The organism is Sporosarcina luteola (genome assembly GCF_023715245.1).
GTDB classification, from domain to species: domain Bacteria; phylum Bacillota; class Bacilli; order Bacillales_A; family Planococcaceae; genus Sporosarcina; species Sporosarcina luteola_C.
Genome location: NZ_JAMBNV010000004.1, coordinates 37,066 through 49,649 on the forward strand (window position 1 = coordinate 37,066; position 12,584 = coordinate 49,649).

At 42.7% G+C, this 12,584-nt stretch carries 14 protein-coding genes and 1 riboswitch; of the genes, 5 read left to right on the forward strand and 9 right to left on the reverse strand.

Annotated features, from left to right (window positions below; translation table 11 throughout):
• Window positions 1–73: 73 nt before the first annotated feature.
• Window positions 74–211 (forward strand): hypothetical protein, encoded by a 138-nt coding sequence (locus M3152_RS15405; protein ID WP_251696437.1) that lies wholly within the window; start codon window positions 74–76, stop codon window positions 209–211.
• 131 nt (window positions 212–342) lie between these two features.
• Complete coding sequence (locus tag M3152_RS15410) at window positions 343–918, forward strand: beta-class carbonic anhydrase (RefSeq protein WP_251696438.1); 576 nt, start codon at window positions 343–345, stop codon at window positions 916–918.
• Window positions 919–1,057: 139 nt separating this feature from the next.
• Here M3152_RS15410 and M3152_RS15415 read toward each other — a convergent pair whose 3' ends face one another.
• Together M3152_RS15415 and M3152_RS15420 are read right to left on the reverse strand one after the other, a co-directional pair.
• The gene (locus M3152_RS15415) at window positions 1,058–1,603 is read right to left on the reverse strand and encodes a GNAT family N-acetyltransferase (RefSeq protein ID WP_251696439.1); all 546 of its coding nucleotides are present in this window, start codon (window positions 1,601–1,603) and stop codon (window positions 1,058–1,060) included.
• Between the two features lie 7 nt (window positions 1,604–1,610).
• Window positions 1,611–3,416, reverse strand: a complete 1,806-nt coding sequence (locus tag M3152_RS15420; RefSeq protein ID WP_251696440.1) for a M3 family oligoendopeptidase — start codon at window positions 3,414–3,416, stop codon at window positions 1,611–1,613.
• A 160-nt stretch (window positions 3,417–3,576) separates the two neighbouring features.
• On the opposite strand from M3152_RS15420, the gene M3152_RS15425 reads away from it, so the two are divergent.
• Window positions 3,577–4,305 (forward strand): tryptophan-rich sensory protein, encoded by a 729-nt coding sequence (locus M3152_RS15425; protein ID WP_251696441.1) that lies wholly within the window; start codon window positions 3,577–3,579, stop codon window positions 4,303–4,305.
• A 39-nt stretch (window positions 4,306–4,344) separates the two neighbouring features.
• Here M3152_RS15425 and thiT read toward each other — a convergent pair whose 3' ends face one another.
• Window positions 4,345–4,902 carry an energy-coupled thiamine transporter ThiT gene (gene thiT, locus M3152_RS15430; protein ID WP_251696442.1) on the reverse strand — a complete coding sequence of 186 codons (558 nt, stop codon included), beginning with the start codon at window positions 4,900–4,902 and terminating at the stop codon, window positions 4,345–4,347.
• 185 nt (window positions 4,903–5,087) lie between these two features.
• A riboswitch (TPP riboswitch) is annotated at window positions 5,088–5,188 on the reverse strand.
• Between the two features lie 91 nt (window positions 5,189–5,279).
• Here thiT and M3152_RS15435 point away from each other — a divergent pair.
• Window positions 5,280–5,621, forward strand: coding sequence for a DUF4870 domain-containing protein (locus tag M3152_RS15435; protein ID WP_251696443.1), 342 nt, complete (start codon window positions 5,280–5,282; stop codon window positions 5,619–5,621).
• A 250-nt stretch (window positions 5,622–5,871) separates the two neighbouring features.
• Here M3152_RS15435 and M3152_RS15440 read toward each other — a convergent pair whose 3' ends face one another.
• The 3 genes from M3152_RS15440 to M3152_RS15450 form a co-directional block, all read right to left on the reverse strand.
• Complete coding sequence (locus M3152_RS15440) at window positions 5,872–6,288, reverse strand: NUDIX hydrolase (protein ID WP_251696444.1); 417 nt, start codon at window positions 6,286–6,288, stop codon at window positions 5,872–5,874.
• A 140-nt stretch (window positions 6,289–6,428) separates the two neighbouring features.
• Window positions 6,429–6,968, reverse strand: a complete 540-nt coding sequence (locus tag M3152_RS15445; RefSeq protein WP_251696445.1) for a hypothetical protein — start codon at window positions 6,966–6,968, stop codon at window positions 6,429–6,431.
• A 392-nt stretch (window positions 6,969–7,360) separates the two neighbouring features.
• Window positions 7,361–7,573, reverse strand: a complete 213-nt coding sequence (locus tag M3152_RS15450) for a hypothetical protein (protein ID WP_251696447.1) — start codon at window positions 7,571–7,573, stop codon at window positions 7,361–7,363.
• A gap of 775 nt (window positions 7,574–8,348) precedes the next feature.
• Here M3152_RS15450 and map point away from each other — a divergent pair.
• Window positions 8,349–9,095, forward strand: coding sequence for a type I methionyl aminopeptidase (map, locus tag M3152_RS15455; protein WP_251696449.1), 747 nt, complete (start codon window positions 8,349–8,351; stop codon window positions 9,093–9,095).
• 562 nt (window positions 9,096–9,657) lie between these two features.
• On the opposite strand, the gene M3152_RS15460 is transcribed toward map, so the two are convergent.
• The 3 genes from M3152_RS15460 to M3152_RS15470 all read right to left on the reverse strand — a co-directional run bounded on the left by M3152_RS15460 (window position 9,658) and on the right by M3152_RS15470 (window position 12,499).
• Window positions 9,658–10,815 (reverse strand): DEAD/DEAH box helicase, encoded by a 1,158-nt coding sequence (locus M3152_RS15460; protein WP_251696451.1) that lies wholly within the window; start codon window positions 10,813–10,815, stop codon window positions 9,658–9,660.
• A 61-nt stretch (window positions 10,816–10,876) separates the two neighbouring features.
• On the reverse strand, window positions 10,877–12,325 hold the full coding sequence (locus M3152_RS15465) for an amidase family protein (protein ID WP_353056623.1): 1,449 nt from the start codon (window positions 12,323–12,325) through the stop codon (window positions 10,877–10,879).
• A gap of 21 nt (window positions 12,326–12,346) precedes the next feature.
• Window positions 12,347–12,499 carry a Fur-regulated basic protein FbpA gene (locus M3152_RS15470; protein ID WP_251696452.1) on the reverse strand — a complete coding sequence of 51 codons (153 nt, stop codon included), beginning with the start codon at window positions 12,497–12,499 and terminating at the stop codon, window positions 12,347–12,349.
• Between the last annotated feature and the right edge of the window lie 85 nt (window positions 12,500–12,584).

Sequence of the window (12,584 nt, forward strand, 5' to 3'; positions counted from 1 at the left end):
CTGCTCTTTAATTATTCCAGGAATGTAGTATAATGAATGTACACTAACATTTATTGTAGGGAGGGGTCTCATCATGGGCTTGATGTTTACTACAGTTATCGGTTACACAATTGTACTTGGTATAGCAGCATTTTTCACAATGCATTTTCTCGGGAAGGCTCTCAATTCTGCCGATGCAGAAATAATCGATCCAAAACCGGAAGTAAAATAAATAAATCAAAGAGTTGCCACTTGGCAGCTCTTTTCTTTTTCTGTACACTACTTACTATAGTTTGTATGTATCTTACAAAAAGAGATGTTTCATCTCTTAAAATCCCAATTGAAAAATGGAGGGGCCTCATCATGACACTATTGTCTGAAATCCTTGCGTACAATAAAGAATTTGTAAACGAGAAGAAATATGAAGAGTATGCCACTACAAAATTCCCCGATAAGAAAATTGTCATCTTGACTTGTATGGACACAAGGCTGACAGAACTTCTCCCAAAAGCGATGAACTTACGTAACGGCGATGCGAAGATCATCAAAAGCGCCGGCGCTATCGTCACTCATCCTTTTGGCGGGATCATGAGGAGCATCATAATCGCCCTATATGAATTGCAGGCCGATGAAGTGTATATTATCGGGCATCACGACTGTGGCATGAGCTCAATCGACACCAAACAGATCATAGACAAGATGGTTGATCGTGGAGTAGACAAAAATCTGTTTAAAACCTTACAATACTCGGGCATCGATATGAAAGATTGGCTTCGCGGCTTCAATGACGTCACAGATAGCGTCAAAAGAAGTGTTGACCAAGTGCGGAATCACCCACTTATGGACCGCAAAGTGGCTGTACACGGCCTCGTCGCCCACCCGGACACCGGTCTTTTGGATATCATCGTCGACGGATATGAAGCAATCGACGAAAACTGACACCGGATTTCCCGGGAAATAGACAAAAGCATACTGCACTAGGTGCGGAAATGACATGAATAAGACAAAAACCGATTCTTCATTAGAAGAATCGGTTTTTAAGTTTTATAGCTAGTTTCCGCCAGGCGGCCTTACCCTTTCAATAGTCGTCCGCCAAGCAGGCATACATATAATGATCTTCCCAACAACCGTTAATGTACAAAAGTTTTCTCAGCAATCCTTCACGGATAAAACCGGCATTCTCCAGCACTCTGACCGAACCGGCATTACGGGGAGAGACGAACGCCTCCACCCGATGCAGCGAGACGGTTTCGAATGCGAATTTCGTAACGATTCTTACCGCTTCTGTCGCAAGACCTCTTCCTGTTTCCCGTTCGTCGATTGAATAACCGACGAAACCACTTGAAAAAGGCAGCCTTTTAATACTGTATAACGATATATGACCGATCAACCTGCTTGTTTCGGCGTCAAAAATCCCAAAATTATATTCGCGCCGATCTCTCATTTGATAAATGGATTCCCTTATCTTATCCCGTTGGACAGAAACCGTATAGTAGCTCGATTCATGACGAGGCTCAAAGACCGTCCAATATTCCCGATTTGCTTTGAGCAACTGGGTGAATATCGCTGCATCGTCTTCTGTCAATATACGCAAATAACAAGTTCGCCCTTCAAGCAGAATCAATGCGTCTTCACCTTTCTTCGGAAGCTATTTTCAAAAATTCTTCTACGTCTTTCACACATAACGCCACACCTTTTGCCCAGAATTCCTCTTTAGTTATATCTTCACCGAGATGCTTCATCGCAAGATCCTCGACTGACATGACGGCCGTGTCGCGCAAGAGAGCCATATATTTCTGTTCAAACGATTCCCCTTCTTCAATGGCTTTCGCATAAATGCTCAATGAGAACAGGTATCCGAATGTATACGGGAAGTTATAGAATGGTGTCCCCGTAATATAAAAGTGCAGCTTCGAAGCCCAGAAATGCGGATGAACTGTATCAAGAGCTCCTCCATATGCCTCTCTTTGTGCTTCAGCCATCAACTCATTTAATCTTGTAGCAGGCACCACTCCATTTTTCCTTTCTTCGTAAAAGCGCGTCTCGAACAGGAAGCGTGCATGGATATTCATGAAGAATGCCACACTGCGTTGGATTTTATCCTCAAGCAATGCTAGTTTTTCCTCTTCTGTTTCCGCCGACTTGACGGCAGCGTCAGCGACGATCATTTCAGCGAAAGTGGAGGCCGTCTCTGCAACTCCCATTGCGTATTGCCGGTTCATATAATGGACTGGTCGCAATGCGTATGAATGGAACGCATGACCCAGTTCATGTGCCAACGTCGCCACATTGGACATGGAGCCGCTATATGTCATGAATATGCGGGATTGTTCTGAAACCGGCATGCCCGTACAGAATCCTCCCGGACGTTTATCCGCCCGGTCTTCCGCTTCGATCCAGCTATCCTCAAATGCTTTCCTCGAAAATGACTCGAGTTCCGGACCGAACTTGCCGAAGTGCTCCAAGATGAATTCAGCGCCTTCTTGGAACGGCATTTCCTTCGTGGATGAAGTGACAGGTGCATCTAAATCATACCAATTCATATTTTCATTTCCCAATAGTTCGGCTTTTCGCTTCAGATATTCTACAAAAGGGGCTTTATTGTCACTGATAGCCCCCCACATTGCGTCAAGCGTCTCTTGGCTCATCCGATTCCGCATGAGAGGCTCTTTCAGAACGGAATCCCAGCCACGCTTCTTATAGACAGCCAAGCGGAATCCTGCAAGGTGGTTCAATGTTGAGGCAAAGAAATCCTCTTTCGCCCCCCATGCGTCTTCAAGTTTATTAAACGCTTCCTTGCGTACTTCGACATCTGCATGGGAGCTCAAATTATTCGCCTGGCCAACGGAAAGCTTCTTCTCTTCCCCATCAATTGTCATTTCAATCGTAATGTCCCCGACAAGCTGATCATATAATTGGCCCCACCCTTGGTACCCATCGACACTTAGTGCAGTGATAAGGTTTTCTTCCTCCTCGGACAGTTTCAATTGAACTTCTTCGCGCCATTCTTGTAGAATAAAATCGAATTGGGATAGTTGCTCGGTCGCCAACAAGTCTTTCCAAACAGTTTCTTTAGTCTTAGCAATTGCTAGTTTGATCTTCAAAATGGCTGGCTGGAACCTCGCTCCTAACGAGGAAACTTCAGCTTGGAGAAGAAGCGCTTTTTTATCTTTCGTATTCGCGGCGATGAAACATCCAATGACCGCTCCCGCTTCCCTAAGATTCTTCGCAGTGTTTTTGATTTCATCAATTACATGAAGAATTTGATCCGCATCTTCCACGGTTGTAGGTGTTTGCGTGGCAATTGCAAGGTTTTCCAATGCACCGATTTGCTCTTTTACCGTATCAAGGTGAGTACGAAGCTGCTCCGAACCGCTGCCGCCTTTGAAAAATACATCTAAATCCCATACTTGTGAATATGTTTTTGTCGTAGTCAATTGTAGTCCCCCTAATCATTCGGAAAATTGTAATTAAATCATGTTTTTATTATACCATGAATCTTCGGCATTCGAAATAATGGATTTGTGACGGAAACTTCATACTTTCCTTCGCACAGTCCCCCATTCCTATGTATACTGTTCTGAGGGAGGATGTACTATGTCTAGAATACTTCTTATGACCCTGTCGCTATGTACAGTCATACTATTGAATATAACCGCAAGCTTTTACTCACTGAATGGAAACACAACAAGCGAAATAACAAATCGACTGCCGTTGCTTTTCATTCCGGCAGACTATGTATTGATCATCTGTTGGTTACTCTATATCATGCTTTTTTTCTGGATTTTCAATTTCAAAAAGACTTGCCACGAGATGAGCTCCGCACATCGAAACCGCTTCACTTACCTTTTCGTATTAAGTTGTCTTCTCCATATTGCTTGGATTGTCCTTTGGCACTTCGGGTTGTTCACCGGAACCGTCATTACGAAAATAGTTCTTCTCATTGTGTTGCTCACTTTATATGGTACCTTCCCGAAACGGGAAAACCGATTGCTTGGCAGAGTGCCATTTAGCCTGCTCACTGGGTGGATTTTCATTACGACCATCTCGAACTTCAGTTATCTTCTAATGATCCATGGTTGGACTGGGTTCGGGTTAAGTGATCCTTTATGGGCCGTCATCTTTTTAACGATTTCCACGGCTTTCGCTTTACATTTTATGTACCACTACAAGGATTATGTGATGAATCTCGTTTTTGTTTGGGCGTTTATCGGCATTGCCGTTAAAAACGGGACGGAGGAGCTGTTCATATCCGCAGCTGCCATCTTTTTATCAGCAGTCATCATAGCATGCATCTTCCTGTTTTCAGGCAGACGTACGCATTAAAAAATAGCAGGAGCATGATGACACATGCCCCTGCTATTTTTATGTTCTTTGAATAAGTCTAGGCGCGGATGTGAAAAGAACAACTGCTACGATTGCACACAATATGATGGATGGAATCATATAGGATCCATTGTATACCAAGGAGTACAACCAAGCCGGCTGGTCTCCGGCATATTCAGCGAAAAACACCATACCGCCAATAAAGTGGGCCAAGTACCGAAGAAGGCCGCCCAACACCGTCCCGACAATTATTGCTGCAGCCATCGAGCCTTTGCGTCCAGCCGCTTTGCTATTAATCAGCCATCTGAGTGTGGACGCCGCCAATCCAACAACCGTGTATGCGACAAAATAATCTAAAGCGCCTTGCACGGGGTGGATGATATAGCCCCCTATAACAGCTTGCAGGAGACCCGATATCAATCCGGTCAATAAACCGCCAGAAACTCCCCATCGATATGCCATCAAGATGATCGGCAACATTGATAAGGTGACGGACCCGCCTTGAGGCATTTTAAATAGCGTCAAGTTATCCAATACAAACGATAAAGCTCCTAGAATGGCAACCTCCAACATTAACTGAAGTCTTTTGCGATCCAATTGTAATTCCCCCTTTTTTAGTCGGAGGGATACGGAATGAAAAAGCGTTTTTTCTGCCTCGACCGGGTATCACATATATGGATACGTTTGAAACATGCCCATCATGGTTACGGTTACTAAACAGCTTTAAAACTTTTTCGCAACAAAAAAACGACATCCCGGATAGAACCGAGACATCGATCGTTGTCAGTTTCCATCCACATCCCTACGCAAGTATGAACTTACAGGTTCGAAGGGTTAGGACGAATATCCAATCTCAGCCTTATAGGCACCCCTTGTGGTCATGTAATTCAATTGTCGTATACATTGTATATGTTACAGTACTTATAAGCAAGATGAATTGTAAACTACTTATTAGAATTGCGGGAGGTAAGCCTATGACCAATAATAAACTATTATCAGCCCTCTGTTATTTCAGCATCTTCTTTTCACCGCTTCTCTTGCCTGCAATCGTCTTTTTTGTCACGGATGATCATGACGTGAAAGGGCATGCGAAACGTTCGCTTATCTCGCATCTTATTCCAGTCGTGCTCCTTATTGCCGGCTTCATCCTGTTTACGTTTTCGATGATTTCCTATGAATCGAGGATGTACACAATGTTGACAGGGCAATTCGACTTTTGGGGACTGGCCCCTTTCCTGTTCATGCTCATCTACGGACTGCTGTTTGTTATCGTCGTCATCTGGAATGTCTATCACGGCGTGAAAGTATTGAAATGATAGCGAAGGAAGGCATAGTGAGTGAAATATGGTCCTGCTCCCTAGGGGTCGAAAAAAACATTGCTCGGCAAACGCCGTTCTTCGTAACGGCGTTCGCTGGGGTCGCCGATCTCCACTCCAATAATTGAAGTATATCTTACATTTTTAGCTGCATGGCAACAGTAAAGACATGAGAAGGTAATTCTTATTGCAGGCTCTGTTAAGAGGCATTATTGATTACTATTGAAAAAGGACATGTTTAGGGTCCTTTTTATTCGAACGCGACCGATTGTTCAATATGTTTATATTGTTCTAGTAGTAACTCTAAATCTTCGGGATAGACGTGGTTAATAGTTTTTATATCAGACACGGATTTCCAATTGGATTCGACAATAATTTGATCTGGATCATTAATTCCACTGCTCTCGCCGATCTTTTCCACCCTGAAATAATATGTCTTTACCTTTATATTATTAATGGTTGTTTCTTTAACTTTTAATTTCTTGATGACTTTCACGTCATATCCCGTTTCTTCTTTAACTTCCCGAATGCAACATTCCTCAGGACTCTCGCCTTCTTCAATACCACCAGAAGGAACCGCCCATCTCTCAGACCCAAAACTTCTGACCATTAGTATTTCCTTATGTTCATTGATACAAATACCTGCTGAACCTGACCAGCTTTTCATTGTTATAGTCCCCTTTCTCACAAAGCTTTTATTAAACTGCATGGCCTGATTGTTGAACACACAGTAAACAACATCTGCAACTTTAGGTAAACAAGAAATAGAACCCTCAAAGCAGTTCAATCTTCAAGTAACCGATTCTATTAAAGATGTAGTTCCTCTATTGTCATAAAAATTCTTGCATACAATGCTTTTATATGTTTATCATTCTTTTCATTGTTATATAAACCAAATCCCCAACTTTTTACGACCTCTTCATCTTCTTCTTGTATCGTCAGAACGCCAACAGCATAGCTTTTCCCCGAAGTCCACTCCCAACTGGAATCATATTCTACTTCTTTCACCGTAAAAGGAATAGGGCTGTTTGCTGAAATGAAAAAGAATGGAATGGTTGACTGTAAGTACAAATCTGCATACTGGCTTTCTGAAGCTTCGACAAGCTTTTCTTCTGTAATAATGACGGCATTATAAGAACTGATTGATTCACTAGTTAATTCGTCGAAGGAAACTTGATCAAACTTTATTTGCTCTTCTTCCACTTCTGGCGGTTCTCCAACTACTGCTATTCTCAATGGTTTGCCATCATACAATTTGAATTCAGGTTTTGGATTACAAGCTGATAGTGCTAGTAGTAAGAATATAAATGTGAATACAAAACATCTCATCCCTTTTGATCTTTTCATATGCATCCCCTTCTAATTAACAATCAACATAATATTCCATACCAGGAAGGTTTGAATGAAAAATGTAGTACCACATCCCAGGACAATTCCTAATTTCACGGTTGGCTGGTACCTCATTTCATTCATACAATTCATTGTCTTGACATTTATACTTTTTCTTCAATTAACCTGCAGCGTTAGTTGAAAATCGATTAACGACTTAATCCATTTACCGCATTTTGTATTTCACTTTCTATTTCACTATTTAGATCTTTTTCATACACGTAAAACAGCATCACATTATTCACCTCATACACTTTATATCCGACCGTATCCATACTAGCTGTTTTTTCACGCCAATCTTCCCAACCCTTTTCTCGTTCGTTATTTGAATCATAGATATAAACTAAAAGCTATTTTCCATCTATATCATAAGCAGAAGGTCTAATTCGATTAAGTTTCATTCCAAAAATATGGTCCTTATTTACTTTGCTATTTATTAGTGACAATTGCTGTTCTTCAAATGAAGAGAGCACTTCTTCCAGTGTAATTCCATGGGGATCATTTGCTTGGCATGCGGTTAATAAGAAGACCAGTAATATAAAAATGAAAGCCAATTTTTTCAATATATCGCCTCCTTGAATTGTTTGACGATGAGTATTCCTGTACCATACCAACCTAGACCCCAAGTCCTCAGCATTACTACTTCCAAGGTATTTTTTTTAATTCTTCTAGTCTTAATCTAACTCTTATTTCCAACTTAATGTTGAACACGAAAATAGAGCCTCCGAAGAAGCTCACCAGCCTTCATGTAAAGAAGCGGTTGTTAATGCAGTAACATATTTATCATCATCTAATGAAATTGGCGAGTATTGGAAGTAAGATTATTATAAATACACTTTGGATAAATGTAACAGTGATATCTTTCTTCCAACTATTATTTAAACGGAATGCCATTCTTTGAAAGAAAAGTAACACTATCCACCAACATAACAAAGCAACAACAATTGAACTAAAATTACTGTAAAAGCCATTGTACAATTAAACCAACCCCCATCCCCATACTTGAAGTAAGGTACCCCTTTCGTGCAACAACTTACATATATCAACATATTCAACGCAATCAAAAAAAATCTTCTTCGTAAAACTAACCTACTGCGTTATTTTAAGTATTCAACAAAAAAGGACATAAATCCTTTAATGGATTTACGGCCTCGTTAGCGAATTAAACATTACCAATCTGGTCCATCATCATGATCAGCCAGTTTAAAGTAATCCTCAGCCAGAACTGGTTTAATAAAAACTGAAAATCAACTAGGATAGGCATACGTTTATTTACGATTGAATAATTATGTTATAATCAGATGGAAAATTACGTTTCAAAGAAGGGACCTGTAAATCATGATTGTAAAGAACAACGAAGAGATCGATGCTTTGAAAAAGATCGGTCGCATCGTCGCAGAGGTGCGGGAAGCGATGAAAGCGGCGACTGTTCCTGGTGTTACGACAAAAGAGATTGATGAACTCGGAGGACGACTTCTTGCTGAGCGCGGAGCTGTATCCGCACCGATTGACCAATATGAGTTCCCGGGCTATACATGCATCAGTGTCAATCATGAAGTTGCCCACGGCATTCCGGGTTCACGTGTGATTCAAGACGGCGACCTTGTCAATATCGATGTGTCCGCGTCATTTGGCGGATACTTTGCCGATACCGGCATTTCATTCGTCGTCGGTACATCTGATGAAAAGAAGCAACTGCTTTGCGACGTGGCCAAACAAGCTTTTGACCGTGCTATGACAAAAGTGAGAGCAGGTTCAAGTTTGAACCAGATCGGGAAGGCAGTCGAGCGGGAAGCGAAGGATAACGGCCTGAAAGTCATAAAGAACTTGACTGGGCACGGAATCGGAACATCTTTGCACGAAGAACCTCAGCATATTCTTAATTATTATGACGCATGGGATAAAACATTGATGAAAGAAGGCATGGTGTTGGCGGTCGAGCCGTTCATCTCCGAAAAAGCCGAGCATATCATTGAACTTGGAGACGGATGGACGTTCGTGACTCCGGATAAATCCCTCGTCGCTCAAATTGAACATACAATTATTGTCACAAAGGACGAACCCATTATTCTTACCCAGTTATAAGAAAAGGGGCTGTCCAGAAAGTCGATGGATTGACTTACTGGCAGCCTCTTTTGCATGGGATGGCACTTTATGATCACTTGCTGAGTATTATGATCACTTGCTGGGTTTTATGATCACTTACCGAGTTATATGATCACTTCTCTGGATTTATGATCACTTGTCCGGATTTATGATCACTCACCGAGATTTATGATCACTTACCCGGATTTATGATCACTCGCCAAGTTTTATAATCACTTATCTGGATTTATGATCACTCACCAAGTTTTATGATCACTTGTCCGGATTTATGATCACTCACCAAGTTTTATGATCACTTATCTGGAATTATGATCACTCACCAAGATTTATGATCACTTATCCGGATTTATGATCACTTACCTGGCTTTATGATCACTCACCAAGTTTTATGATCACTTATCCGCATTTATGATCACTCACCAAGTTTTATGATCACTCACCAAGTTTTATGATCACTTATCCGGGCTGATAATCACTCCCACTGACGAAATAGGGCTGTCCAGAAAGTCAGTAAAAACAAACTTTCTGGACAGCCCCTGCCTTATTTCTTCTTCGGTTTATTTACTTCTTTCTGACTGCCCACCGTCTTCGAATTCCCTTCGGTCAACTTCCCTTTGTACCAGACCTTTTGGACAGGCTTGAATCCTTTTGAAAGCTTCCTGTATGTCCGTTCTTCAGGATACGATAGCAACGTGAGTACTTCTCCGTCCTCGCCTGCACGTCCTGTCCGTCCTGAACGATGTAGATATTGTTCGACCGTATGAGGGACATCGACGTGGATGACATGGGTCAGTCCTTGTATATCCAATCCTCTAGCGGCTAAGTCCGTTGCTATTAAAATCCGGATCTCGCCTTTCCGGAAGTTTTCCAACGTCTCCTGCCTTTCGAATTTCGTCATTGAAGAATATAGGACCGCAACTCGCGCCTCATTATATTGCAGCTTCATTTCCTTCATGCGAAGCTGATCGACATTATTCATAAACGCAAGTGCCCTTATTGGCAGATGGGAAAAACCACGCAGAAAGTCTGTTTTATCCCGCGCTTCCATCTTGACAAAGGAATGGACCACTTTGCCCGACAACGGCATATCTTCGACAGAGACATGTAGCCGGATCGGATCATTCATCAGCTTTTTCGCGACAAGTTCAATTTCATCCGTAATTGTTGCGGAGACGACGGCAACTTGCCGTTCGGGATTTGCCGCTTCAATCAAATCTTTCACGATGACGCGGTAATCCCGTGATAATAGCTGATCACCTTCATCCAGTACGATATAACGGATATCATGCATTTTTAACCGTTTCGCTTTCACGAGTTCGACGAGTCGGCCCGGAGTTCCGACAACGATGGTCGGCTTCTTCTTCAAACGGTCAATCTGCCGTTGCATGTTCGCCCCGCCGATCAATTGGGTAACGGTAATATCCGTTCCTTCAACCCATTCACGGATGACATTGACGATCTGCATTGACAACTCCTGTGAAGGAGCCATGATCAACGCTTGTGTCTGCATCTTTTTACCGTCCACCTGTTGGAGGATAGGCAAGACATACGCAAGCGTTTTCCCGGTTCCTGTCGGTGATTCTGCGACTACATCCCGTCCATTCAACAATTCCGGGATCATTTGCGATTGAATCGGTGTTTCCCTTTCAAACTTCCACTTTTTCTTAATAGTATCGTCCATTTTTTCCAAGAAGGACATTCTCATCCCTGCTTTCCCTATTCCTTATCTTATAATGGACCGAATTCGAGTTTCTTTCAAGTCAGGGCTTTCTCCTTGCACGCGCAGATTGTTCAAATGCATATGCATAGCCAATCAGTTCCGGTTCGGAAAACGCCTTGCCGCATAGCGTAATGCAAAAAGGTTCTCCTTCTTTAGTGAAGGACGATGGGACGGTAACAGCCGGATAACCTGCCGCTGCACTGAAACTGCAACCATGATCCTGCGGGAACACGAGCACATCGATATTATGCTCGTCAAAAGCCCTATCGAGAGCCAATTCCCCCGCCAAATGACGGTTTCGCAACAATGCTTCAATGTATTCCGGCTCGGTCAGAGTACCACTCGTCCGATCCACTTTTTCCAGCATCACTTGTCCGAACTTCAACGTCTCTTCCGGATGTTCCTTATTGAATTGGATAATATCGGATAACGTACGAATCGGATTTATCGGTGAGGTTTTACCAAGGTACCCATTCAATGCAGCTTTGAATTCATACAGGAGGACATCGTAACCCAGATCGTCTTCCATCGTCCCTAGGTCGATATCATCGACTAGTTCGGCTCCTAATGATTCGAGTCGACGGAGAGCTTCTTCGAACTTATCTTTCCTCTCCGCCGAAATCTCACGGACGAAAATCGATCGGGCGATTCCAATCCTTTTCCCCTTAAGTGCTTCGGTATCGCACAAGGAAAGCCAATCGATTCCATTGAAACGTTCAGCTTCCTTAGTCACTGGATCGTCTTCATCGTACCCTACCAGTAAACCGAATGTGATAGCCGCGTCTTCCACGGTCCTCGCCATTGGTCCTGGCGTATCCTGGGTGAATGAAAGCGGAATGACGCCGCTTCTGCTGATTGATCCAACAGTTGGTTTGATGCCGACGAGCGCGTTTTGCGCTGATGGATTGATGATGGATCCACTTGTTTCCGTTCCGATGGAGACTGCTGCCATATTGGCTGCAACAGCAGCTGCGGCACCGGAGCTCGATCCTCCCACATCAAAAAGGCCATAAGGATTATTCACTTGCCCGCCGCGAGAACTCCATCCATTCCGCATTTTATCCGACATGAAGTTCGCCCATTCTGTCATATTCGTCTTGCCTAAAATGACAGCGCCTGCTTCCCGGAGTTTCTTCACTAAAAATGCGTCTTCTTCAGCATAATGGTCTTTCATTGCCAACGACCCGCAGCTAGTATGCATGCCGTCTCCAGTGTCCATATTGTCCTTCAACAGCACAGGGATGCCATGTAACAGTGAACGTACTACGCCTCCGCGCCGTTCCTCATCAAGCGACCTGGCAATTTGGAGAGCTTGAGGATTCAGTTCCAATATGGCATTTATATTTAAGTCTTTCTTTGAAATTATATCCATATACATGACGGTCAATTCTTCTGATGTAAGATGACCGGACTCCATTCTTCCCTGCATTTGCTGGATAGTCGCTTCTTCCAGCCATCCATGCCGCATTTCATCCAATTTTTCTTTCAAGTAAATCCCCCCAACGTCAGTTTACTCTGCCTTCATAGTATACTGTTTCATTAACTCATATAAAGATAGTTGATATAATTGTTTTCCATTAATTTTAAAGACGCCTTCTTCGACAAGGCTTTCGATTATTTTATCCCTTTTGTTCTCGATCACGGGATTCTCTGGCTTTCTCATGGTGTTAATTCCTCCTAAATTGTTAGCTATCATCTATTCCTCTTTCACGGGAACTGTAAACTATGAAGAAGTAACCAAAAATCCC

Excerpts from the sequence above, each read along its gene's own strand:
- M3152_RS15435 (WP_251696443.1), top strand. The coding sequence starts at position 5,280 with ATGACCAATAATAAACTATTATCAGCCCTCTGTTATTTCAGCATCTTC.
- M3152_RS15470 (WP_251696452.1), bottom strand. The coding sequence starts at position 12,499 with ATGAGAAAGCCAGAGAATCCCGTGATCGAGAACAAAAGGGATAAAATA.
- map (WP_251696449.1), top strand. The coding sequence starts at position 8,349 with ATGATTGTAAAGAACAACGAAGAGATCGATGCTTTGAAAAAGATCGGT.
- M3152_RS15405 (WP_251696437.1), top strand. The coding sequence starts at position 74 with ATGGGCTTGATGTTTACTACAGTTATCGGTTACACAATTGTACTTGGT.
- M3152_RS15410 (WP_251696438.1), top strand. The coding sequence starts at position 343 with ATGACACTATTGTCTGAAATCCTTGCGTACAATAAAGAATTTGTAAAC.
- M3152_RS15460 (WP_251696451.1), bottom strand. The coding sequence starts at position 10,815 with ATGTCCTTCTTGGAAAAAATGGACGATACTATTAAGAAAAAGTGGAAG.
- M3152_RS15440 (WP_251696444.1), bottom strand. The coding sequence starts at position 6,288 with ATGAAAAGCTGGTCAGGTTCAGCAGGTATTTGTATCAATGAACATAAG.
- M3152_RS15445 (WP_251696445.1), bottom strand. The coding sequence starts at position 6,968 with ATGAAAAGATCAAAAGGGATGAGATGTTTTGTATTCACATTTATATTC.
- M3152_RS15425 (WP_251696441.1), top strand. The coding sequence starts at position 3,577 with ATGTCTAGAATACTTCTTATGACCCTGTCGCTATGTACAGTCATACTA.